This is a genomic window from Corynebacterium provencense (genome assembly GCA_900049755.1).
GTDB lineage: Bacteria > Actinomycetota > Actinomycetes > Mycobacteriales > Mycobacteriaceae > Corynebacterium > Corynebacterium neomassiliense.
Map to the genome: position 1 here is coordinate 190,946 of LT160593.1, position 23,285 is coordinate 214,230.

General features: G+C 68.6%; 20 protein-coding genes and 1 pseudogene. 12 read left to right on the top strand and 9 right to left on the bottom strand.

What is annotated here, in order from left to right; translation table 11 throughout:
• Positions 1-414: 414 nt before the first annotated feature.
• The 4 genes from BN3906_RS07325 to BN3906_RS07340 are packed head-to-tail and all read left to right on the top strand — an operon-like array spanning position 415 to position 4,671.
• Complete coding sequence (locus BN3906_RS07325; RefSeq protein WP_066589466.1) at positions 415-1,821, top strand: LLM class flavin-dependent oxidoreductase; 1,407 nt, start codon at positions 415-417, stop codon at positions 1,819-1,821.
• Positions 1,818-2,735, top strand: a complete 918-nt coding sequence (locus tag BN3906_RS07330; protein ID WP_066586617.1) for an LLM class oxidoreductase — start codon at positions 1,818-1,820, stop codon at positions 2,733-2,735. Before BN3906_RS07325 ends, BN3906_RS07330 begins: the two co-directional genes overlap by 4 nt.
• Positions 2,732-4,258 carry an FAD/NAD(P)-binding protein gene (locus BN3906_RS07335; protein WP_066586619.1) on the top strand — a complete coding sequence of 509 codons (1,527 nt, stop codon included), beginning with the start codon at positions 2,732-2,734 and terminating at the stop codon, positions 4,256-4,258. Before BN3906_RS07330 ends, BN3906_RS07335 begins: the two co-directional genes overlap by 4 nt.
• Entirely contained in the window at positions 4,249-4,671 is a 423-nt protein-coding gene (locus tag BN3906_RS07340) for an FAD/NAD(P)-binding protein (RefSeq protein WP_066586620.1), read from the top strand. The genes BN3906_RS07335 and BN3906_RS07340 overlap by 10 nt, the downstream gene beginning before the upstream one ends.
• 99 nt (positions 4,672-4,770) lie before the next feature.
• On the opposite strand, the gene BN3906_RS07345 is transcribed toward BN3906_RS07340, so the two are convergent.
• The 7 genes from BN3906_RS07345 to BN3906_RS07375 all read right to left on the bottom strand — a co-directional run bounded on the left by BN3906_RS07345 (position 4,771) and on the right by BN3906_RS07375 (position 13,665).
• Positions 4,771-5,469 (bottom strand): NADPH-dependent F420 reductase, encoded by a 699-nt coding sequence (locus BN3906_RS07345; protein WP_066589469.1) that lies wholly within the window; start codon positions 5,467-5,469, stop codon positions 4,771-4,773.
• A gap of 113 nt (positions 5,470-5,582) precedes the next feature.
• Entirely contained in the window at positions 5,583-6,779 is a 1,197-nt protein-coding gene (locus tag BN3906_RS07350; protein WP_066586622.1) for an LLM class flavin-dependent oxidoreductase, read from the bottom strand.
• Between the two features lie 88 nt (positions 6,780-6,867).
• Positions 6,868-8,574 carry an ABC transporter substrate-binding protein gene (locus BN3906_RS07355; protein ID WP_222705273.1) on the bottom strand — a complete coding sequence of 569 codons (1,707 nt, stop codon included), beginning with the start codon at positions 8,572-8,574 and terminating at the stop codon, positions 6,868-6,870.
• Positions 8,575-8,679: 105 nt separating this feature from the next.
• Positions 8,680-10,416, bottom strand: coding sequence for a dipeptide ABC transporter ATP-binding protein (locus tag BN3906_RS07360; RefSeq protein ID WP_066586624.1), 1,737 nt, complete (start codon positions 10,414-10,416; stop codon positions 8,680-8,682).
• A 15-nt stretch (positions 10,417-10,431) separates the two neighbouring features.
• Positions 10,432-11,400, bottom strand: coding sequence for an ABC transporter permease (locus tag BN3906_RS07365; RefSeq protein ID WP_078057263.1), 969 nt, complete (start codon positions 11,398-11,400; stop codon positions 10,432-10,434).
• Entirely contained in the window at positions 11,397-12,455 is a 1,059-nt protein-coding gene (locus BN3906_RS07370) for an ABC transporter permease (protein ID WP_261796909.1), read from the bottom strand. Before BN3906_RS07370 ends, BN3906_RS07365 begins: the two co-directional genes overlap by 4 nt.
• On the bottom strand, positions 12,448-13,665 hold the full coding sequence (locus tag BN3906_RS07375; protein ID WP_187119914.1) for an LLM class flavin-dependent oxidoreductase: 1,218 nt from the start codon (positions 13,663-13,665) through the stop codon (positions 12,448-12,450). Before BN3906_RS07375 ends, BN3906_RS07370 begins: the two co-directional genes overlap by 8 nt.
• A gap of 385 nt (positions 13,666-14,050) precedes the next feature.
• On the opposite strand from BN3906_RS07375, the gene clpB reads away from it, so the two are divergent.
• The 5 genes and pseudogenes from clpB to BN3906_RS14090 form a co-directional block, all read left to right on the top strand.
• Entirely contained in the window at positions 14,051-16,633 is a 2,583-nt protein-coding gene (clpB, locus tag BN3906_RS07380) for an ATP-dependent chaperone ClpB (RefSeq protein WP_066586630.1), read from the top strand.
• Positions 16,634-16,895: 262 nt separating this feature from the next.
• Positions 16,896-17,327 carry a DUF4265 domain-containing protein gene (locus tag BN3906_RS07385; RefSeq protein ID WP_187119915.1) on the top strand — a complete coding sequence of 144 codons (432 nt, stop codon included), beginning with the start codon at positions 16,896-16,898 and terminating at the stop codon, positions 17,325-17,327.
• 96 nt (positions 17,328-17,423) lie between these two features.
• On the top strand, positions 17,424-17,747 hold the full coding sequence (locus BN3906_RS07390; protein ID WP_066586636.1) for a helix-turn-helix domain-containing protein: 324 nt from the start codon (positions 17,424-17,426) through the stop codon (positions 17,745-17,747).
• Between the two features lie 23 nt (positions 17,748-17,770).
• Positions 17,771-18,484 carry a HipA domain-containing protein gene (locus BN3906_RS07395; protein WP_222705274.1) on the top strand — a complete coding sequence of 238 codons (714 nt, stop codon included), beginning with the start codon at positions 17,771-17,773 and terminating at the stop codon, positions 18,482-18,484.
• A 130-nt stretch (positions 18,485-18,614) separates the two neighbouring features.
• Positions 18,615-19,130 (top strand): annotated as a pseudogene (locus tag BN3906_RS14090) (ABC transporter ATP-binding protein); the annotation flags it as partial.
• 320 nt (positions 19,131-19,450) lie between these two features.
• Here the strand turns inward: BN3906_RS14090 and BN3906_RS07400 are convergent.
• Positions 19,451-20,200, bottom strand: a complete 750-nt coding sequence (locus BN3906_RS07400) for a trimeric intracellular cation channel family protein (RefSeq protein WP_066586641.1) — start codon at positions 20,198-20,200, stop codon at positions 19,451-19,453.
• Between the two features lie 171 nt (positions 20,201-20,371).
• On the opposite strand from BN3906_RS07400, the gene BN3906_RS07405 reads away from it, so the two are divergent.
• From BN3906_RS07405 to BN3906_RS07415, 3 genes are read left to right on the top strand one after another with little or no spacing between them, the layout of a single operon-like run.
• A complete protein-coding gene (locus BN3906_RS07405) occupies positions 20,372-21,223 on the top strand; it encodes a sulfurtransferase (protein ID WP_066589483.1) in 852 nt (283 codons plus the stop codon).
• A 48-nt stretch (positions 21,224-21,271) separates the two neighbouring features.
• Positions 21,272-21,790, top strand: coding sequence for a PTS sugar transporter subunit IIA (locus BN3906_RS07410; protein WP_078057267.1), 519 nt, complete (start codon positions 21,272-21,274; stop codon positions 21,788-21,790).
• Positions 21,791-21,813: 23 nt separating this feature from the next.
• A complete protein-coding gene (locus tag BN3906_RS07415; protein WP_237559751.1) occupies positions 21,814-22,320 on the top strand; it encodes a hypothetical protein in 507 nt (168 codons plus the stop codon).
• Here the strand turns inward: BN3906_RS07415 and BN3906_RS07420 are convergent.
• A complete protein-coding gene (locus tag BN3906_RS07420; RefSeq protein ID WP_078057465.1) occupies positions 22,308-23,237 on the bottom strand; it encodes an SDR family oxidoreductase in 930 nt (309 codons plus the stop codon). The two genes, BN3906_RS07415 and BN3906_RS07420, sit on opposite strands and share 13 nt — an antisense overlap.
• Positions 23,238-23,285 lie beyond the last annotated feature (48 nt).

Below are 23,285 nucleotides of genomic sequence, written 5' to 3' on the forward strand. Positions count from 1 at the left end.
GGGCGCGGGGACGGGGATCGTGCGGGACAACCGCGCCCGTGCGACCGGACGGCATCGCCGGCACGGCGGCACGCCGTGCGGAGCTTTCGTGGCGGCCAACATGGCCCTGCCCTCGCTCGCCGCCGACGGACTCGTGTAGATGTGTAGGGTGGGTCTGTGCACGTGCCCGGTCGTGTGGACCGGAATCCGGCAGGTCCGTGGTCATGTGACCATTCTGACACAGGGGAATCGGTGCACGGGGAAAGAAAGGGTGACGTGCCGGGGCGGGCCGGTCCTAGGCTGGTGGCACCGCACCAGAGCAGACCGAGCTGTCTGTCCGGATCGCTGCCGGAACTGGTCGTCAGTACCGGGCACCAGAACCGGGCGGAGCAGTTGCGGCAGCGTGAACCCGACCCCACCCTGAAAGGCGTGCCCATGCCCGGAAACCGGAAGACCGGAGACCAGAAGACCGGAGATCTCACGGCAGGAGACCGCAAGGTCCATCTCGCCGCACACTTCCCGGGAGTCAACAACACCACCGTGTGGGCGGACCCGACCTCCGGGTCCCACATCGACTTCTCCAGTTTCGACCACCTCGCCAGGACCGCCGAAGAAGGACTCTTCGACTTCCTGTTCCTGGCCGAAGGACTGAGACTGCGCGAACACAAGGGGAAGATCTTCGACCTTGACGTGGTGGGACGCCCCGAAACGGCCACGGTCCTCGCCGCCGTCGCCGCCGTCACCAGGCATCTCGGAGTGGTCGGCACATTCAACTCCACCTTCAACGAACCCTATGACCTGGCCCGTACCCTGGCCACCCTCGACAGGGTCTCCGGGGGACGCGCCGCGTGGAACGTCGTCACCACCCACAACGCGTTCACCGGGGAGAACTTCCGCCGCGGCGGTTACCTCGACGGGGCGGACCGCTACCGTCGGGCCGAGGAGTTCGTCACCCTCGCCCGCCGACTGTGGGAGTCCGGGGGAGAACCGGTCGACTGGACGCCGGGGGCAGGGGACTCCGGGACCCCGGTCACCTCCCCGGTCCACGGCACATTCCCGGTCCCCCGGACCCCGCAGGTCGACCCGGTGATCTTCCAGGCCGGCGACTCCCCCGAAGGCAGGGACTTCGCCGCGCGCAACGCCGAAGTCATCTTCACCCGGCACGGTACCCCGGAAGAGGGACGGGCCTTCCGCCGTGACCTCGACTCCCGCCTCGCCCGGTTCGGCCGCACGCCGGACAGTCTCAGGATCTTCCCGGCGGTCACCGTCGTACTGGGCGACACCACCGCTGAGGCGCAGGAGCGGGCCCGGGAGATCAGCCTGCAGCAGGTCTCCGGACCAGGTGCGATCGCCTTCCTCGAACAGGTGTGGGGCCGTGACCTCACCTCCTACGACCCCGACGGACCGTTGCCCGACATCGACCCGGTCGCGGAGAACGTCGACATCACCCGTGGCCGCGTCCGCCACCACCGCGACCCGGCGGCGGTCGCGGGGCAGTGGCGGGAACTGGCCGCGGCGAAGAACCTGTCGATCAGGGAACTGGTCATCGAGGTGTCGGCGCGTCAGTCCTTCGTGGGCACTGCGGTGGATGTCGCCGAGGAGCTCATCCGCCGCACCCGGGACCGGGTCGCCGACGGCTTCATCCTCGTTCCCCACCTCACACCGCACGGGATCGACGACGTGGTCCGGAAGGTGGTGCCGGTCCTGCAGGACCGCGGCGCCTACCGCACCAGCTACGAAGGGGAGACACTGCGTGAGAATCTCGGGCTGCCTCCGCTGCGACCCCTCACAGGACAGGACGCCACCCCCGCAACCGCACACGACCAGGAGATCCCCGCATGACCACCGTGAGAATCAGTCCCGCCGCCGCACTCGACATCCCGGCCCTGAAAGACGCCGTCACCGCCCTCGACGCCGACCCGACGGTGGAACGGGTCATCCTCGGTGACGACCACGTCACCGGCCAGTCGGCGGTCGTCCTCGCAGCATGGCTGGCGCCACAGACCACCCGGATCGCACTGGTGCCCGAGGTCCCCGTCACCAACACCGAACCCTTCCACGCCGCGACGACCACCGCCACACTGGACCATCTCACCGCGTTCACCGGCCCGGCCCGGGCCGGGTGGGCACCTACCGTGCAGACCGGGGAGGTGGGACGCCGGGACGCCGCACTTGTTGGCCTGCGTCCGCCGGCGGAACCGGCCTCAGCCTGGGAACACGCGGTCGACGTCGACACCGCCGTCAGCGCACTGTGGGGGTCGTGGGACCCCGACGCGGAGATCCGCGACACCGTCACCGCCAGGTTCATCGACCGGGACAAGGTCCGTTACACCGAAACCACCGGCACGGACGCCGCCGGGGAGACCTTCACCGTCAAAGGCCCGTCGATCGTCCCCCGCTCACCCCAGGGTGATCTGACCACCGTCATCACAGTCGACGGTCAGGAGTCACTGTCCGCGGCGTCCCGGATCGCCGATGTGGTGGTCCTTCGCCGGGGCGACGGGTCCGTCACCGTCGGCGAGGTTCTGGAGAAACTGGGGACACCGGACAGGAGTGACTCTGCCTCACCGGACAGGTATGTCCCTGTCCTTCTCGAGGTCGACGCGTCCGGCATCGTGAACTCCGGGGTCCCGGAGCTGCCGGAGGGGGTGTCCGGACTGGCGGTGGAGGTCGACGACCTGTCGACCGTTCGCCCGCTGCTCGACGCCCTGGCATCCTCCACCACGGGGGACACCGTCGCAGGACACCACCGGTGAGCAGCCTCGTCATCGTCGGTGGTGGCCCGCGGGCCACAGGGGTACTGCTCGCCCTGGCCGCGGCCCTGCGTGACCGGCCCACCCGGCTGGACATCCACGTCATCGACCCGTACCCGGTCGGTGGCGGCAGGATCTGGCGGGCGAACCAGGACAGGCTGCTCTGGATGAACTCCACCGCCGCCGAGATCACCGTCTACGCCCCGGCGGACCTCTCCGCCACCGCCGCCGCCCCCGCCACCGCCGCCGACAACGTGAACGACAGCCCACCGGCCGGACCCGTACCCGTGACGGGCCCGGACCTGGCGTCCTGGATCCGCACCGTCACCGACCGCGACACCGGACGTGACACCTTCATCCCCCGCCGCGACCTGTCCGCCTACCTGTCCGACGCCGTGGAACGGGCCCGCGCCGTCCTCGACGGTGTCCCCGGCGTGAGGATGACCGTCCACCAGGCGACCGCCACACAGCTCCGCACCCGGACCACCCCTGACGGGGAAGGACGCCGCGACGTCGTCCTCGACGACGGCAGCGTACTCGGCGCCGACGTCGTACTGCTGGCGCAGGGACACCTCGATGTCGAATCCCCGGCCGCAGGACCGGGGCATCAACCTCCCGGGTTCACCGCGGACACGGACTGGTCGACCCTGCCCGCCGGAGAGGACGTCCTGGTCCGCGGAATGGGACTGGCGTTCATCGACCTCATGATGCTGGTCACCGAGGGACGCGGCGGCAGGTTCCTGACACCGGCGGGCAGCCCGCCCGGCACGGTCCCGGTCTACGTCCCCTCGGGCGAGGAACCGGTGCTGTGGGTCGGATCGGGCCGTGGAGTCCCCTACCGGTCGAAACTCACAGAAGGGCCCCTGCCCGTCCACCTCCGGTACCTTCCCGCCGCATCCCGGTTCGCCGGAGCAGACGGAACCGTCGACGGCCGGACCCTCGGGATCCTGCTGGAGGCCGACCTCGCCGTGGCGTGGTACTCGGCCCTGGAGGAGCACCATCCCGGGAGAACCGCACTGCACCGGGACACCCTCCACCGTCTCGTCGACGCTGCAGTGGAATCCGGCCGCTCCCCGACCGGGGACCTTGAGGAGACCGTGCGCCGGCTCGTCCCCGACCCGGCGGACCAGTTCCGGCCCCGGTTACTGGACAGTCCGCTCACCGGGCAGGTCTTCGCCGGCAGGGCCGACCTGGAGGACACGGTAGCGGGGATCGTGCGGGACAACCTCACCCGTGCGACCGGACGGGATCACCGGCAGGACGGTGCCCTCTACGGGGCTTTCGTCGCCGCCTACATGACCCTGCTCTCGCTCGCCGCGGACGGACTCGTGTCGGACGCCGACCGTCACAGCTTCCTCGGCGACTCGGTGGCGTCCTCGTTCTCCTACACCTGTTCCGGGCCGCCGCCCCAGCGGCTCGCGAACCTGCTCGCCCTGCATGACGCCGGGATCGTGCGGTTCCTCGGCCCCGGAGTGACCGTGACGGCCGGTACCGGGGGGCCCTTATACACATCTCGATGTGGATAGGTACCGGGGGCGCCGGCGGATTCACCGCCTCCTCGCCCGCGGTGCCCGGCCGGGTACACGCCCGCCGACTCGTCGACGCCCGGCTCGCCCGGTTCGACGCAGCCAGGGTCACCGACCCGCTGCTGCGTGGCCTGACGGACAGGGGAGAGGTCACCGCCACCCGTGACGGCTTCCTCGTCGACACCCTCCACCGCGCCATGGCATCCGACGGCACCCCGGACAACGGCCTGTTCATCGTGGGGCCGGCGGCGTCGCTGAACACCCCGGAGGCGTTCGGGCGTCCGGGTGGGCCGACCAGGGTGTTCGAGGCCAGTGCCCGACTGGCCGCCTCACTGCTCGACGCCCTCGGTCCGGGATTCTCCCGGCGACGAGCCCCGGAGATCAGGCAGGCAGCCGGCACAGCCGTCGGTTGAGCCGGGGGGTCTGAGCCGGGGGGTCACTGTCCGGCAGCTGTCGGACTGTCGCCCGGAATCGGGGGACGGCCACCTGGCGTGCCGGATATTCGGCTGGTGTCAGATGCTGCGGTCGGCGGCGGCGAGCGCGGCCCTGAGCTCGTCCTCGGTCGCGGCACGACCGGGCCCCATGTCGAACAGGGACGTCGGAGTGGCGTCCGGGGAGATGTACGGCCTGCCGTAGGCGGGCTCACCGTTGTCGAAACGCCACCCCTCCGAGAGCACTCCCGCGTCTACCGTGCCGTAGCCGATCGAGTCGAGGAACCGGCTGACCTCGGCCTTGGCGTCATCGTCGTCCCCGGCGATGATCAGGGAGGTACGGTCGGCGGCGCCGTGCGGCCGGGCCAGTTCACCCAGGTGGGCGAAGTTGATGTTGTTGAAGGCCTTCACCACGTGTGCCTCGGGTGCACGGTCCTGGAGAATCTGCGAGGTGGTGATCTCCCTCGCGTCCAGAACATCGATGTGGCCGTCACGCTGCCAGTAGTAGTTGCTGGTGTCGATGACGGTCTTGCCGGCGAGCTGCTCCACCGGCACACTGTCCAGGGCGCCGAGCGGAACAGTGACGACGACGATGTCACCGGCCTCCGCCGCCTCGGCAGGGGTGGCGGCACGGGCGCGGCCGCCCAGTGCGGCGACGATGGGGAGAAGGGTCTTCGGGTCGCGGGAATTGCTCAGGACGACGTCGTGGCCTGCCTGAACCGACAGTCGCGCCACGGTTGCCCCGATGAGGCCCGCGCCGATGAATCCGATGGTGCTCACAGTGTAGATCTCCCGGTCTGGTAGTTCGGTCTGGTTGTTCAGTCTGGATGACTGACGGGTCACGGGTACCAACCAGGCCCACCGGCGGCATATTCCCTGCAGGTCCGGGACAGTCAGACTGTGGTGCCCTGGTCGGCGAGGAACGGGGTGGCGGCAGCCGGGCGGACCCGGCCGGCGTCATGGTTGCGCACCGGCACACCCAACCTGAGCAGCTCCGGCACCACACCCTCACCCACGTGGTACGCCTCCTCCAGATGCGGGTAACCGGAGAAGATGAAATGCGTCAGACCGATCTCCCGGTACTCCGCGACAGCCTGCGCAACCTGCCGGTACGATCCCACCAGGGCAGTACCCGCACCACCACGCACCAGGCCCACCCCGGCCCACAGACCCGGTGCGATCTCCAGGTCCCGGGCGTCCCCGCCGGCCACGAACGACCGGCCACGGTCATGCAGTTCACTCATCCGCCGCTGCCCCTCAGACTGCGACCGGGCCAGACCCTGCTGGATCCGCCCGACCTCCTCCGGGTCCAGCTGGTCGTAGAGACGCTGCGCCTCAGCCCAGGCCTCCTCCTCAGTCTCCCGGGCGATCACGTGCAGCCGGATACCGTAGTCCAGGCTCCGGTTGTTCCGTGCGGCCTCCTGACGCACCCGGTCCAGTTTCCCGGCGACCGCCTCCCTGGTCTCCCCCCATGTCAGGTACACGTCAGCGCGTCGGGCGGCGACCTCGACCCCCAGCTGTGAGGAACCGCCGAAGAACACCGGCGGCACCTGCCCGGGGGTTTCCTTGAGCACCGCGTTTTCGATTCTCAGGTGCTCGCCGGTGAACGTCACCGGTTCCGGGTCCGTCCACAACCTCGTGATCACCTCGAGCGCCTCATCGGCCTGGTGGTAGCGCTGTTCCTTCGTCGAGAAGTCCGCGAAAGCACGCTGCTCATGGTCCTCCCCGCCGACGACGACGTTGACCAGCAGCCGGTTGCCGGAGAACTTCTGGAACGCCGCACCCTGCTGGGCGATGATCGTCGGACTGACCTGGCCGGGGCGGATCGCCACCAGGAACTTCAGCCGGGTGGTCCGTGACAGCAGGGCTGAGGTGGTGACCCAGGCGTCCTCGCACCACAGTCCGGTGGGGGTGAGCACGGACTCGAAACCGTTCTCCTCGGCGGCCAGTGCGATCTGCGTGAGATAGTTCAGGTCCCCGGAACGACTGCCGAAATGGAAGCCGGAACCGTGACCTCCGGCGGTGATGTTCCGGGAGTCACCGTAGGTCGGAAGGAACCAGTGCAGGGAAACAGGAGTGGAATCAGTCATGACGTCCAGTGGAACCCGACGCAGGTCCGGTCGGCAATGAAAAAGACCACCGGGAATATTTCACCCGGAGTGCCTGACCACTGCTGCCTCACTGTTTTGTGGCGTCCACCAGGAGGTTGAGCCGCGAGTCCGCTCCGAGGCCGACACCGGACACGCTGTCCGAGACCCCGAGGACCGTGGTCAGTTCGTGGACCGGGATGAACCACCGGGATTCGGCGATCTTCGTCTGGAGGGTGCCGAGCAGGTCCTCGCGTGCGGCAGGGTCGCCGGTTTCCAGCTGTCGTTTCAGCAGGTCCTGGATCTCCTCGTCCGGGATCGGCCAGTTGCGGGTGGAACCGGTGTCCCCGAAGTCGGTGCGCAGGATGTCACCGTCGGCCCCCGACAGATTCCGCCAGGCGATGTCGTAGTCCCCGGAGGTCAGACTGTTCTGGAACTCCGGAACCGTTCCGGTCTGCTGGGTCGAACCGACCCCGATCTTCTCCAGCTGCTGCTGGAGCAGCGCAATGCTGTCCGGATTGGGGCCGAAGTTGTTGATGTAGGTGATCCGGAGGGTCAGCTTCCTGCCGTCCTTCTCCCGGATCCCGTCCGCCCCGGCCCGCCAGCCGGCCTCGTCGAGCAGTCTGGCCGCCTCATCAGGCCGGTTGACGTCGATGTCGGACGAGACGTCACGGTGACCACCGGTGGTCGAGGCCAGGGGGCTGTCAGCGACGGCGAAACTGTCGTTGAGGGCACCGTCGCGGATCTCGGTCGGGTTGACCGCCTCGGAGATCGCCTGCCTCACCTTCGGGTCCGAGAACAGGTCCCCACGGGTGTTGAGGTACAGGCCGAAGACGGTGCCCGGGTTGGCACGTTTGACGATCTGCGAACTGGCGGCGACCGAGTCGATGTCATTGGGGGCTATTCCACCGGCGACGTCGACCTGCCCCGAGGTCAGCCCGCCGGTACGGTTACCGGATTCGGGGACGATCGTGAACTTCACGGTGTCGGTCTCGGCACCGTCGGTGTCGGTGTCGAATCCGGGAGGGGCCCAGGCGTAGCCGTCCCGTTTCCTGAGGGTGACGGAGTCGTCCTTCGTGTAGTTGTCGAGGACATAGGGTCCGGAACCGGAGACCTTGTCGCCACCGGCCCGTTCTGCGAAGGGGATCTTCAGCGTTTCCGGGGAGACGATTCCGAAGGACGGGGAGGAGATCTGTGACAGGAGTGCGGCATTGGGGCTGGAGAAGTTGAGGGTGACGGTGCGTGCGTCCCGGACCTCGGCACCGCTGTAGGACTGCAGGGTGGCCACCCCGGAGGATTCCGCCCCGGCCGCCTTGATGTCGTCGAAGTTCGCCTTGACGGCCTCCGCGTCGAGTGCCGTGCCGTCGGAGAAGGTGACGTTGTCCCGGAGTGTGAAGGTGAAGGCGGTGGCGTCCCCGTTGACAGTCCACGATTCGGCCAGCCACGGCTGGATTTCCAGGGTGTCCGGATTCTGGTACACCAGGGAGTCGACGAGCTGCCTGGTCACGTACAGGGTGTCATTGCCGTTGCCCACGGCGCTCGGGTTGAGGACGAGGGGATCGTTGCCGATGGCGAAGTTGAGCGTCGAGGTGTCACCACCGGAGCCCGGGGAACCTGTCGAGGACCCGCAGGCGCTGAGGAGCAGTCCGGTGGCGAGGAGAGCCGAGATCACGGCGGGAGAGCGGCGCGCTGTGGACCGGGTGGACCGGGTGGAGCGGGTGGAGCGGGCGGACCGGGCGGTCCCGGGACGGCGGGAGCGGATGGATCGGGTGTCACGGGCGGTGCGGTTGTTCTGCACGGGTTCTCCTTCAGAGACGGTCGTGGACGGTCGTGGACGGTTGTATGGGGGAAGTTGCTGTTGAAACAGCTGTGGAGATGGTCGTCGACAATGTCGGTTGGGAGGTCACGGGGCTGCCGCGACCACCTGCCCCGGTTGTCCTGCCCCGGCCGGACGACCGGGTATGGCGTCCAGGAGCTCACGGGTGTACGGGTGGGTCGGGGATCCGAAGATGTCGAGGGTCGGGCCCTCCTCGAGAAGATGACCCCGTCGGATCACGCCCACCCGGTGGGCGATGTCGCGGACGACGGCGAGATCGTGGGAGATGAACAGGTAGCTCAGCCCCCGCCTGTCCTGGAGGTCGACAAGCAGGTCCAGGATCTGCGCCTGGACACTGACATCCAGGGCTGAGACCGGTTCGTCGAGGATGACCACCTCCGGGTCGACGGTCAGCGCCCGGGCTATCGCGACGCGTTGGCGTTGGCCCCCGGACAGGCCGGCGGGACGTCGGTCGGCGAGTTCCGCGGGAAGCGCGACCTGTTCCAGCAGTTCGCGGGCGAGCTCGCGGCGCTGTCGCCGGTTTCCTGTCCGGGTGGCGGCCAGTGGTTCGGCGATGTTCTCTCCGACGGTGAGGCGTGGATTGAGGGTGGCGTAGGGGTTCTGCTGGACGACCTGGATCCTTGTCCGCAGCCGGCGCAGGTCTCCTCCGGTGATTCCGGTGATGTCTGTGCCGTCGAGGAGGACCCGACCGTCCGTGGGCTGCTCGAGTCTGAGTGCGATGCGGCCCAGGGTCGTCTTGCCTGACCCGGATTCGCCGACGAGCCCGTAGGTCGTTCCCCGGTCGATCCGCAGGGACACCCCGTCCACTGCGCGGAAAGTTCCGCCGCCGGAGGGGAAGTCCTTGACGATGCCGCGCAGTTCGAGAGCGGGCGGGGTCCGGGGAACCGTGACCGCCGGCGTCCTCTGTCTGTCGTCTCCGGTCGGCCCGGCGACCCTCCGGACGGTGTTCAGGCCCGGGGCGTCGGAGATCAGCTGTCGTGTGTACGGGTGGGTCGGGTGGTTGAGCACCTGACCGGCGGGGCCGGCCTCCACGATCTGTCCGCGTGACAGGACGAGGATCCGGTCCGCGCGTTCCACAGCGACACCGAGGTCATGGGTGATCAGCAGGGAGGCCAGCCCACGGTCGGCGGTCAACCTGTCGAGGTGGTCGAGAATCCTCTTCTGCACGGTGACGTCCAGGGCACTTGTCGGCTCATCGGCGATGAGCAGGGACGGGGACGCGACGAGTGCCACGGCGATGAGGACGCGTTGGCGCATCCCCCCGGAGAGCTCATGGGGGTACTGGCGGGCGCGGAGTTCAGGGTCGTCGATGCCGACGGTCGCCAGTGCCTCGACCGCGCGGCGACGGGCCTCGGCCTTCGGGGCGAGACGGTGGGTGAGGACGGCTTCGGCGATCTGCTCGCCGATCCGCATCACCGGGTTCAGTGACACCGTCGGATCCTGGGGGACGTAGCCGATCCGGCGTCCCCGTACGGTGCGCAGGACCCGTTCCCTGGCACGGAGAATGTCTGTGGGGTGACCGGTCCGGTCGCCCCCGGCGTGGCCGGTGTCCCCGGCGCCGCCGTTCCAGAGGACGGACCCGGAGTCGACGTGCAGCTCCGGTGGGGTGAGCCCGAGGATGACGGACGCCACCGTGGACTTGCCGGACCCGGACTCGCCGACCAGGGCGAGGCGCTCCCCGGGGTCGACGGTGAAGCTCACCCCGCGGACCGCGGGGACGGTTCCACCGTGGGTCCGGTAGCTGACCCGGAGGTTCTCCACGGTCAGCAGCGGGCTTGCAGGGGTGGTCGAATCAGACGACATCGGTTGTACCTCCGGTCAACGACGCAGGGCGTGGGCGAGACGGTTGGTGGACAGGACGGTGGCGGTGATCACCAGTCCGGGCATGGTGGAGATCCAGCTCTGGGCGGCGAGGTAGTCCCTGCCCTGGGCGACGAGCGCCCCCCATTCCGGGGTCGGCGGCGGGGCACCGTAGCCGAGGAAGCTGAGTGCCGAGACCGCCAGCACGGCGTTGCCGAACTCCAGTACCCCGTAGACGATGACCGGGCCGAGGGAGTTCGGTACGACATGCCGCCAGAGGATGCGGAACCTTGTCGCTCCGGCGGCACGGGCGGCGTCCACGTAGGCGGCCTGCCGTACCTTCAGCACCTCGGAGCGCATGACACGGGCGATGGACGCGACACCGGTCACCCCGACAGCGACCGCGACGTTGACGGTCCCGAATCCGAGGGCGACGATGACCGCCAGAGACAGCAGCAGTCCCGGAACCGCGAGCAGGACGTCCACGAGCCGCATGATGACGGCGTCCACCCGTCCACCACTGAAACCTGCCACCGCCCCGAGCACGGAGCCGCCCACGATGCTGATGGCCACCGCGGTGAGCACCGCACGTACCGTCAGCGACGTCCCGTGGACGACCCGGGAGAAGATGTCCCTGCCCAGCTGGTCGGTGCCGAACAGGTGCTCCGCGCCGGGGGCGAGCAGTTTGGAGCCGATCTCACCGTTGACCGGGTCCTGACCGGTGAACAGTCCGGGGGCGACGGTACTGACGAGGACGAGGACCAGCCAGCCCGCCGCGAGGACGGCGGTGGGGGCGGACAGCGGTGACCGTCGGAACCTGGTCCACAGGGAAACCCCGGTGACGGTGGCGACCCTGGAGGTGGGTGAGTCCGTGCCGCTGCCGTCGGGGTGACCGCCCGGCCGCCCGGTGGACGGGTCGTCGCCTGCGGACGAAGCCTGGCCTGTCACCGGCGTGGCGTGGCCGTTGTGGCGGAAGGCGGTTGTCATGACGGAACTCCTGCCGTTGAGGTGGTGCCGGGGACGCCGGGGGTGCCGGACGCCGTGGTCCGTTCCGGTGTCTGTGCCGGGGAGTGTGCGGGCGAGCCACCGCCGATTCCCCCGCTGCGTACCCGGGGATCGGCCAGGGGGTAGAGCAGGTCGACGATGAAGCTGGTCCCGGTGTAGAGCACCGCACCGACCAGCACGGCGCCGAGGACGACCGGGATGTCCTGGCCGCTCACGGAGGACGCGATGACCCTGCCCAGCCCGGGACGGGAGAACACGGTCTCGGTGACGACGGTGCCGCTGAACAGCTGGCCGACGATGAGCCCCGCGATGGTCAGGGTCGGGAGCAGGGCGTTACGTCCGGCATGACGCAGCAGGACGGTGCCCCGGGGAACGCCCTTGGCCGTGGCTGTCACAGCGTAAGGCTCGTCGAGGGCGTCGAGGAGACTGTGGGCGAAGACCTGGGCGACAGTGGCGCCGGTGGGCAGGGCGAGGGTGAGGGCGGGAAGTACCAGCCCGGTCAGTCCGGTGGCGTTGAACGCCGGGAACCAGCCGAGCCGGAAGGAGAAGAACTGGATCAGCAGCAGACCGAACCAGAAACCCGGCACGGACACGCCCAGCACTGGCAGGGCCAGCAGCCATGACCGGAGCCAGGGGGTGCTGAGACGGACTGCGAGCAGTGCCAGGCTGACGCCGCCGACGACCGCGAACACCAGTCCGAGCAGTGCAAGCCGAACCGTCGGTCCGAGGGCTCCGGTGATGACCGCGGTCACCGGGGCTCCCTGCTGCAGTGAGTATCCGAGGTCACCCTGCAGCAGGTCGAGGAGGTGGTGGAGGTACTGGACGATGACAGGGTCGTCGAATCCGTACCGTGCGGCCAGCTCCTGCTGCTGTTCCTCGGTGACACCGGTGGAGTCGGGGCCGAGCATCAGTGAGACCGGGTCACTGGGCAGGGCGTAGAGCAGGAAGAACGCCAGTGTCCACGCGACGAAGATGACGCCGAGGGCCTGGAGGAGGCGTCCGGTGACGTAACGGAGCGGGATCCGGAGTTCAGACACGGGCGTCCTCCCGTTCACCTGCGGCGGTGCCGGGGTCGGTGCCGGCTTCTGAGGGACTGGACGTACGCGACCGCGGCGTCCATCCGAGTGAGGGAAGGACGCGTTCCCGGACGTCGGTGATGATCTGCAGGTAGTCGTCGAGTTCCAGGGCGTAGGGCAGGGCGAGCCTGAGCCCGGTGGTGCCGTCGAAGACCGGGTCGGAACTCAGCCGGTCGACGATCTCCTCGGGTGATCCCACCAGGTCCCGCTGATAGATCACGGTGCGGTCTCCCCGGCGGTGGCGGACCAGGGTCCTGTCCCGCCGGGACTGTGCGAAGTGACGGTATCGGCTGCTGCGCCCGGGGGAGGTGGGGTCGAGGGGGACGATGACGCGTTCCACCGCGACACGGGGGCCGGGGTCCCCGGGACCCGGGGACCGGTAGCCGGCGAGGTAGCGGTCCACGGTGGCGCGCTGGGCGTCGGTGAAGTCACTGTCCAGCAGGGGCCGGTCCCCCTCGGCTGTGCCGGTACTGCCGGTACCGCCGGTACCGCCGGTACCGAGGTAGCCGATGTTGCCGAGGAACACGCCCAGTCCCAGTGATGCGGCACGGTCGACGGACCGGGCGGATCCGGCCCCGAGCCACACCCGTGACAGGGCGTCGGGGATGGAGGGGAGCACCGCCGGCGGGTGCAGCTCACCGTAGGGGGTCGGCAGGAGGGCATCGGCGAGGGGCGCCCCGCGGAGGGCCTCGAGGAACCGGTCGAGGAGTTCGAGGGGGTCGGTCGCGGGGGAGTGGTCGGGGCGGTTGAGGTGGTCGAGGAGTTCGTGGTGGGGTGCCGACGTGCTGACTCCCACGGTCACGCGTCCGCCGGAGAGGGCGTCGACGGTGGCGAAGTCCTCGGCGAGGCGGAAAGGGACCTCGTATCCCAGGGGTACGACACTCGTCTCCAGTCCGATCCCGGTGGTGCGCTGGCTGGCGGCGGCGAGGACCGTCAGGGCCGAGGATGACCCGCGTTCGAGTTGACGTTGCCGGACACCGGCGGTGTCGTACCCGAGTTCTTCGGCGGCGACGATGAGGTCGAGGGTCGCCCCGAGACCGCGGACCCGGTCGGCGGGGTCTCCGTCCGGGTAGTTCGCCGCGGTGATGATGCCGGCCGAGGAAATGAGGGAACCGCCGGCGCCGGTGGCTGGATCGGGGGGAGAATCTGTGACGGGGGTGGTGGTGCTCACGGGTTCGGGTCCTTCCGGTCGGTGGTTCCGGGTCGGTGGTTCAAGACGGAGCCAGATGAGACAGACAGCTCGGTCTGTCCGGAACATGCAAGGGAGCGTATCCCCGGTCGGCCCCGCCGCAGGTATGCAAGTTCCAGCGTGAATGAAAAGAAACGGGCCGCCGGTCGGGGCGGTGGCGGCGTCCTCCGGACATGACCGGAAAGTGACACAAGTCACAACAAATCACCAACTTGAGTGGAACAGACTCAAGTAGTGATGCGTTGGAACAGTCAGGAACGTAGAGTTGACAACATCGGACTAAACCCGGGGCTGAGATCGCTGAGTCGGCCACTGAGACCCGGAACGGTCCCCGACCATCGCCCGTACCCGAGAGAAAGGGAGTCACATGAGCGGTTTCACCCCCACCACACGTACCCAGGAGGCCATGCAGGCCGCCCTGCAGTCAGCCAGCGCCAAGGGGAACCCGGACATCCGTCCGGCCCACCTCCTGGTCGCGATCCTCGAACAGGAGGACTCCATCGCCCGCCCCGTCCTGCAGGCGGCCGGAGTGGACGCTGACGGCGTCCTCGCGGACGCCCGGGACCTCGTCGACGGATACGCGAAAGCGTCCGGCGACGGGCTGGCGAACCCGAACTTCAACCGGGACGCCCTCAATGCTCTGACCGCGGCCCAGGAACTCGCCGCGGAACTGGGTGACACCTATGTCTCCACCGAGGTCCTGCTCGCCGGCATCGCCAAGGGCACCTCCGACGCCGCGGAGGCGCTCAAGAGGCGCGGCGGGACCTATGAGGCGATCCGGGGCGCCTTCGAGTCCGTCCGGGGCAACCGGAAGGTCACCACCGAGGAGCCGGAGGGTCAGTTCCAGGCCCTCGAGAAGTACTCCACCGACCTCACCGCCCGCGCCCGCGAAGGCAAGATCGACCCGGTCATCGGCAGGGACCAGGAGATCAGGCGAGTCGTCCAGGTGCTCAGCCGCCGTACCAAGAACAATCCCGTCCTCATCGGTGAGCCGGGCGTCGGCAAGACCGCCATCGTCGAAGGGCTGGCCCGGCGCATCGTCGCCGGTGACGTCCCCGAGTCCCTGCGCGGCAAGAAGCTCGTCGCCCTCGACCTGGGATCCATGGTCGCCGGCGCGAAGTACCGTGGCGAGTTCGAGGAGCGCCTCAAGGCGGTCCTCGACGAGATCAAGGAAGCTGAAGGTGAGGTCATCACCTTCATCGACGAACTCCACACCATCGTCGGTGCCGGAGCCACCGGAGAATCCGCCATGGACGCCGGCAACATGATCAAGCCGTTGCTCGCCCGCGGTGAACTGCGCCTGGTCGGTGCCACGACCCTCGACGAGTACCGCAAGTACATCGAGAAGGACGCCGCCCTCGAACGACGCTTCCAGCAGGTCTACGTCGGTGAGCCGACCGTGGAGGACACCATCGGCATCCTCCGCGGGCTGAAGGAACGCTACGAGGTCCACCACGGCGTCCGGATCCAGGACTCCGCCCTCGTCGCCGCGGCGACACTGTCCGACCGGTACATCACCAGCCGTTTCCTGCCCGACAAGGCCATCGACCTCGTCGACGAGGCAGGGTCGAGGCTCCGTATGGAGATCGACTCCCGCCCGGAGGAGATCGACGACGCAGAGAGGGTGGTCCGTCGCCTCGAGATCGAGGAGATGGCGCTGAGCCAGGAGACCGACGAAGCATCGAAGGAACGCCTCGCCAAGCTGCGTGCCGAACTGGAGGACGAGCGCGAGAAGCTCTCCGGACTCACCGCCAGGTGGGAGAACGAGAAGGGCTCCATCGACAAGGTCAGGAAAGTGAAGGAGGAACTGGACTCCCTCAAGACCGAGTCGGAGATCGCGGAACGTGACGGTGACTATGCCAGGGTCGCGGAGCTGCGGTACGGCCGGATCCCGGAGCTGGAGAAGGAACTCGCCGAAGCTGAGGCGTCGGCCGCGAAGGCGGAGGAGGACCGGATGCTGACCGAGGAGGTCACCCCGGACACCATCGCCGAGGTCGTCTCCGCGTGGACCGGCGTGCCCGCAGGCAAGATGCTCCAGGGTGAGACAGAGAAGCTGCTCGCCATGGAACAGGTGCTGAGCGGACGTGTCGTCGGCCAGTCTGCCGCCGTCACCGCCGTGTCCGACGCGGTCCGCCGGTCCCGGGCAGGCGTCGCTGACCCGAACCGTCCGACGGGGTCCTTCCTATTCCTCGGTCCGACCGGTGTCGGCAAGACCGAGCTGGCGAAGGCACTGGCGGAGTTCCTGTTCGACGACGACCACGCCATGGTCCGGATCGACATGTCCGAGTACGGGGAGAAGCACTCCGTGGCACGGTTGGTCGGGGCTCCTCCCGGATACGTCGGCTATGACGCCGGTGGACAGCTCACTGAGGCAGTGCGGCGTCGTCCGTACACGGTGGTCCTCTTCGACGAGGTCGAGAAGGCACACCCGGACGTCTTCGACGTACTGCTGCAGGTCCTGGACGAAGGTCGGCTGACCGACGGTCAGGGAAGGACCGTGGACTTCCGCAACACGATCCTCATCCTCACCTCGAACCTCGGGGCCGGCGGGACGAAGGAACAGGTCATGGACGCCGTGAAGCACGCGTTCAAGCCCGAGTTCATCAACCGCCTCGACGATGTCGTCATCTTCGACCCCTTGTCCGAGGAACAGCTGAAGTCCATCGTGGAGATCCAGGTGCGTCAGCTCGCTGAGCGGCTCGCCGCCCGCCGACTGGACCTGCAGGTCACCGAAGGTGCCAGAGCATGGCTCGCCGAGCGCGGCTACGACCCCGCCTATGGGGCACGCCCGCTGCGCCGTCTGATCCAGAAGGCGATCGGCGACGAACTGGCCAAGAAGCTCCTGGCCGGAGAGGTCCGCGACGGTGACACCGTGCAGGTCGACGTTGACCCGCACATCGCCGACGGCGTGGACGCCCTGGACATCGAGGCCGTGGCCCACGAGGAGTGACACTCCCCCTCTGAGCGCCCCTGAGCGCCCCTGACCGCCTCTGACCGGTGACGCCGGGCAGTGAGATCTCTCACTGTCCGGCGTCAGCTCTGTCGGTCAGAGTTAGGGGAGCCTATGCTTGTGCGGCATGACTCAGCCGAAGCGCCACCTCCGGTCAACACCACAGAACCCACAGAACCCACGGAACCCACAGAACCCACGGACACCAGTGGAACCGCAGTGCGCGGGCTCCGTCCGCACCGTCACGGCGCCTGCCGGGACCATGTCCGGGGCCACCGCCGAAACTCTCGTCACCTGGAACCTCGGGGGAGGCCACCACGTCATCCGCTCCGTACCGGTCGTCGCCACCTACCTCGCTCACGGGGACATCGTCTCCTGTTCCGAGCGTGACGGGACCCTCGTCGTCGACGACGTCGTCGTCCGTGGCGGAGGCACGACACTGCGCCTGCTGGTCGACTCCGAACACGCCGGCCACCGTCCCGGCCTGCGGGAACAGCTTGCCGGCCAGCTCATCGTCTCCGGGTGCGTGGTGGAGCGGATCGGTAACCATGTTCTCGCCGTAGGAGTGGGACCGGACGTGGACGCCGGGGATATCGGCACTCTCTGCGACGCCTGGGAGGATGTCGGGGTGGTGAAGGTCCTGCCGTGCGGACGTGGGCTGTCCGGTGGGAGTGCGCAACAGTCAGAAAATTGACTGCTACAGCTTTCAACAAGCAGAAAATTGACTGTTATTGTTCTGCAGATAGCGGAGCGTCCGGGTAGCGTGGTGCGCTGAGGAAAGGAGCGGACCATGCCGACCCGTGGACATGTCCCCGTCGCTGTGCGCCGGGCTGAGCGCACGATGGGGGAGAATCTCCGCACGCAGCGCACGCTGCTGGGGCTCACCGCGGCGATGGTCGCGGAACGTGCCGGTATCAGTCCGGGTACCCTGCGGCACATCGAGCAGGGGGAACCGGTGCGCTCGGAGGCGCTGCTGAAGGTGCTCCGGGTCCTCGGGATGCTCAACCCGGTGGTGGAGGCGACGGACCCCTACCGCACGGACGTCGGAATCCTGCGTGCCAACGAACATCTGCCGCAGCGGGTCCGGGTTCCCCGGGAAGACCGGGGCCGATGATGTCCGGAGGCGGATCCGACGGTGTGTCCGCGGACGGTCGGTACACGGTGACCACCCGGTGCGGCTCCGACGACGTGGTGGTCGGCGACCTCTTCGTCGCCCGTGACCGTGGTGTGTTCCGGTACTCGGGTGACTGGCTCCGGCATCCGGACGCCTACGAACTGGCCCCGTCGTTGCCGATGACGGGTGGAAATCAACCGCTGGACGGGCTCGGCCCGTTCGGGGACAGTGCCCCTGACAGATGGGGAAGACAGCTGGCGATGAGTGCGCTGGAGGCCCGCGACGGGGACGGCGGGGACTGGCTGGACCTGGTCGACGTGGCGAAGATCCACGGTGCGGACACCGGGGAGATGTGGCGACGGACGGCCTTCGGGGTACTCATCGGCAATACCGACGATCACCTGCGCAACCACGGCTTCCCGCGGATCGGCCGTACCTGGGAGGTGGCTCCGGCGTTCGACGTGAACCCGACCCCCCTGGACGCCCGTGACGAACATCAGATGACCCTGTTCGGCTCCGGCGCACTGACGTTGGCGGATGTTCTCACCGACGATGCCCTCGCCCTGTTCGGGGTATCACGGCGTGCGGCGTCGGCCTGGTGCACCCGCGCTGCCGTGGTGCTTGCCGGTGCCCTGGAGCGGGCGCGGCGGGCAGGGTTGTCCGACCGGGACGTCGCGGTGATGGAGAGTCGTTTCGCTGACGCGGTGGCGCAGGCGGGGACGGCGACCGGGTCCTGAACTCCGGTCAGTTCCCCACCCACTACCGAGGCGCTCATGTCCTCCTGACCCATGACATCTGTCACACGAACCCCGTGACAGATGCGCGGCAACCGGTGACAAATGCCTCTACCGGCTTCGACGCGTCCCCGGCACCAACGGGGCCGGCAAGACCTCCTCCCTGGAGGCCATCGAAGGTCCCGTCGCCCCCACCGGTGGCTCCGTCACCATCTTCGGCCACGACCCGGAGAAGGACCGTGACCTGGTCCGCCCCGAACTGGGCATCATGCTCCAGTCCGGCGGACTGCCCAGGGAACTCACCGTCGCAGAGACGATGCGCATGTGGGCGGGCATCTGCTCGACTCCGCGGTCCGTCGACGAGGTCCTCGGGGAGGTGGACCTCAGTCACCGCACCGGCGTCCGCGTCGGTTCGCTCTCCGGTGGTGAGCAGCGACGCCTCGACCTCGCCTGCGCCCTGCTCAACGATCCGCGGGTGATCTTCCTCGACGAACCCACCACCGGCCTGGACCCGGAATCCCGGGCCCGGACCTGGGATCTCCTCGGCACCCTCAGGGACCGCGGCGTCACCATGATCCTCACCACGCACTACCTCGAGGAAGCCGAACGCCTCGCCGACCGCACCGCGATCATGCACGCCGGCCGTATCGACGGAGTGGAGACCGCCCGTCGGCTGGGGGAGTGGGGTACCGGTGCCGCCGGCCCCGCGGTGCTCATCGTCACCAGCCACGGGCGTCCCCGTCAGCTCAAGCAGGCGCTCGCCGCGGGGATTCCCGGATTCCTGCGCAAGACCTCGACCGCCACGGAGTTCGCCGTCGCGGTCCGCACCGTGCACTCGGGACGCCGCTACCTCGACCCGGACCTCGCCGCACAGGTGCAACTACCTGTCCTCCGCCATGGGGAAGACCGGGGCGGCGACCCGCTTCGAGGCGTGGCGTATCGCCCGCGACCGCGACTGGTTGTGAACGGTCAGTCCTTCTTCCGCCGCATCCGCCCCCGGCGCCGTGCCATGTCTCTGGCAAGTGTCATGGGTTGGCGCAGTTTCTCCTGGGCGGCCCAGGACAGGTCCTGTGCTCCGGGGAGTACCCAGCCCCGCCAGTAGGACAGGATCATCATTCCGGCGCCGAGCACCGGGGAGACGATCATTCCGATGAACAGTACGGGGGCGTCCCCGGCCGCACCGGATTCGTTGAAGCACCAGATCCCCACCATCAGCGCGGAGGTGAGTGCGGCGGGAGTGGCGTACAGGGTCGCCCCGCCGAAGATCTCCGGTACCGACCCGGTCATCACGTCGCGGATCATGCCGCCACCGACGACCGTCACCACGCCCAGGAACAGGGCGGACGACCAGGGGAGTCCGTTCGCCAGGGCCTTCGTCGAGCCGGTGGCCGCCCATACCCCCAGCACCACGGCGTCCCCGTGGACCCGGAAGATCTCCCACCACCGTGAATTCATGTGTATGAGTGACGCCAGCACGGCCCCCAGCAGGGCCAGCCCGAAGTAGCGCATGTCCTGCAGTGCGGCGGGCGGGCCGTTGTCGATGAGGACGTCGCGGACCATACCTCCGCCGAGGGCGGTGATGAGGGCCAGGAAGATGATGCCGACGAAATCGAAGTTCCGTGACCGGGCGATCATTGATCCGATCATCCCGTAGAGAACCACACCGGTGAGGTCCAGGGTGGAGTACACCGTCCTGACTGACGGGTCGACGAAGTCCATGGCGACGACACTAACGTTTCCGGCGTGTTAACTGGAACGGAAGTCGACGACGGGTGTGGTCCCCGGGAAGATCTGCAGGTCTCCGCTCCGGCGTCCCGCCCGTCCCGGGGCCGTCCCGGGGCTGTCCCGGGTCCCCGGCGCAGAGGCCGTGCTGCTTCTAGTATGGCCGGCATGAGCCCTTTCCTCCCCGCGGACGAACTCCTCGCCGCCGCCACCCGCGGCGAACGGATGACCATCATCGACTCCCACTGGGAACCCCGTCGCAACGCGTCCTGGGACGCCTATGTCTCCAGGCACATTCCCGGTGCCTTCTGGTGCGAACCCCTGCGCATGCTGGCCGGCACTCCGTCACCGGAGACGGGCCGCAACCCCCTGCCCAATCCTGCACAGCTCCAGCACTACATCGCGGACTGGGGTGTCTCCCCGGAGCTGCCGGTGCGGGTCTATGACAGTGGCCGTATGCTCTGGGCGGCGCGGGCCTGGTGGATTCTGCGTTGGGCCGGGGTCACGGACGTGAAGATCCTCGAGGGTGGCACGCCGGCGTGGGAGTCTGCCGGCGGAGACGTCGCCGTCGGTATCGGGTGTCTCCGCGGCAGGGGCACGTTCACGGTCACCTCCGGCTCCATGCCGACGATCGACGTGGATGAGATCGGTGAGTGGGTGGCGGCGGGCAACCTGCTCGTCGACGTCCGCGGAGCGGGACGGTACATAGGACGCCGCGAGCCCCACGACCGCCGTGCCGGGCACATTCCGGGTGCGGTGAACATCCCCGTCGAACTGATGCTGGAGACCGGCGGCGTCCCTGCCCCGGAGGTTGTCCGCGAACGTCTCACCCGACGGGGTATCGGGGGTGACGACGGTGTTCCGCCGGAGAAGGTGGCGGTGTACTCCGGTTCGGGTGTCGATTCAGCCCTGTTCATCGCGGCGATGGAGCATGCGGGGTTGCCGGGTGCCCGCCATTTTGTCGGCGGTTGGTCCCAGTGGGCAGGTGACAGTAGCCGGCCGGTGGCACTCGGGGACTGATCTGCCGAATACCGGTGGCGGTGACGGTGGGGAAACTATGCTGACCGCATGGATACTTCCGCCGGAGCCGTCAGCACACCGGGTACACCGGCTGCACCGGGCGCGTCGTCCGGCCCCGGCCACCGGGTGGTGACACCGGTGCACGGGACGGTCGCACCCCTGGACTCAGTCCCCGACCCCAGACTGGCGTCCGGGGCGTACGGGGCCGGTGTGGCAGTGGTCCCGGATTTCGGGGTGGAGGTGGCCACCGTGGTCGCACCGGTCGCCGGGGAGGTGTGCAGCATCATGCCGCACTACTTCCTCGTGCTCACTGACGGGGGCCTGCCGGTGTACACCCAGCTGGGCATTGACACGGACCTGCTCGACGGCACCGGGTTCAGTCTCCATGTCAGCGGCGGGGCCAGGGTGGTTGCGGGGCAGCGGGTCGTGACCTATGCCCCGGGGCAGCTCGGCAGGCTGGGTTTTGACCCGGTGGTGTCTGTGGTGGCGGTCCGGAGGAGCTCAGTGACGCCCGCGCTGGGGCCGGGTGAGCCGTGCGGGGCGGGGGACGTGCTGTTCGAACTGTGAGGTGACTGTGCCAGACTGGAGCCATGCTGCGCCGTTTCACCTCTGCCGCGGCGGCCCTGCTCATGCTGGTCGCGATGACCAGGATCGCTGACCGTGTCGCCGACAGGATCAGTGACGACTACGCCTCTCTGCTGTTCTACAGTTTCTTCGCGGTCGAGTTCGGCCTGATGCTGCTCGGTGTGACCGGCACGGAGCGGGACTATTTCGGACCGCGGCGTCATCCGGTCAACCGTATGTTCATCGCCTTCAGCTGGGTGGGGATCACCGGTGGTGTGGTCACCATGGTGGTGCAGGGTCCGGGTGGGGGGAGCCCCCTGTGGCTGGCGGTGATCGGCGGTACGTCGATGTTCACCGGTGCGATGGCGGGGGCGGTGCTGGCGGTGTCGTCCAGTCCGTGGCGTGACCTGTTGTACTCGCGGCGCCCCGACGACGACCGGGAACACCGCTACGGCAGGGAACACCGGCAGGTTGACAGCCGGCAGGGTGACAGCCGGTACAGCGGGTCGGGTGGTCCGCGTCAGATCCCGTGACGTCGTGCGACCAGCCCGTGGAGGACGTCCCTGGGCAGAAGTCGTGACGCGGGGTAGGCGACGGCGGCTCCGGAGCCGGTGGCGTAGAGGGCTCTGGGCCTGTCCGTGGTAGCTGCTTCAGCGATGACGGTGGCGACTTTCCCTGCGGGGACGCCGTTCCTCTCATTGGCGTCGAGTCGGTTCAACATCGTGTCGAACTCCGCCGCGTAGGGTCCGGTGCGGTCGATGTACACGGTCCTCCTCTGCGAGATTCCGGTGTCGATCGCGCCGGGTTCCATGACACTGACCCCGATGCCGAAGGGGCGTAGTTCGCGCCGGGCGGAGAAGGCGAAGGCCTTCACCGCCGCCTTGGACGCCCCGTAGCTGCCGCGGTGTGCGAGGGGGAAGCTGCCGAGCATGGAACCGACGAAGACGATGCGGCCACGTCCCTGTTCCCTCATTGCCGGCAGCAGGTGCTGTGTGACCCCGACCTGGCCGGTGACGTTGATGCGGAACAGTCTGTCCAGTGCGTCGCCGGGCAGTTCCTCGAGGGGGCCGCTCTGTGATTCGCCGGCGTTGTTGACGAGGACGGTGACGGGGTCCTGTCCCGGTCCGGCTCCCACCCGTGCGAGTTCCCCGGGCAGGGCGGCGACGGACTCCGGGTCGCCGAGGTCGAGGGGGACCAGGGTCACCCCGTCGGGGGTGTCGGCGGTGGAGCGCAGGGACGCCGGGTTCCGGGAGGTTCCGATGACACGGAAGCCGAGCCCGACGAGTGTCTGTGCGGTGGCCCGGCCGATTCCGGAGGTTGCGCCGGTGACCAGGGCGATGTCTCCGGGGACGGCGGTGGGGAGTGAGGGGGTGGTCAGTCCCCTGAACGGGGAACGCAGGGTGGTGAACAGTCGGGTGAGGTGTCCGGTGGTGCGGGAAGGTTCTGCCATGGTCACAGTGTTACCGGGTCATAGGCGGGACTGTCCCCGGAACGGGCT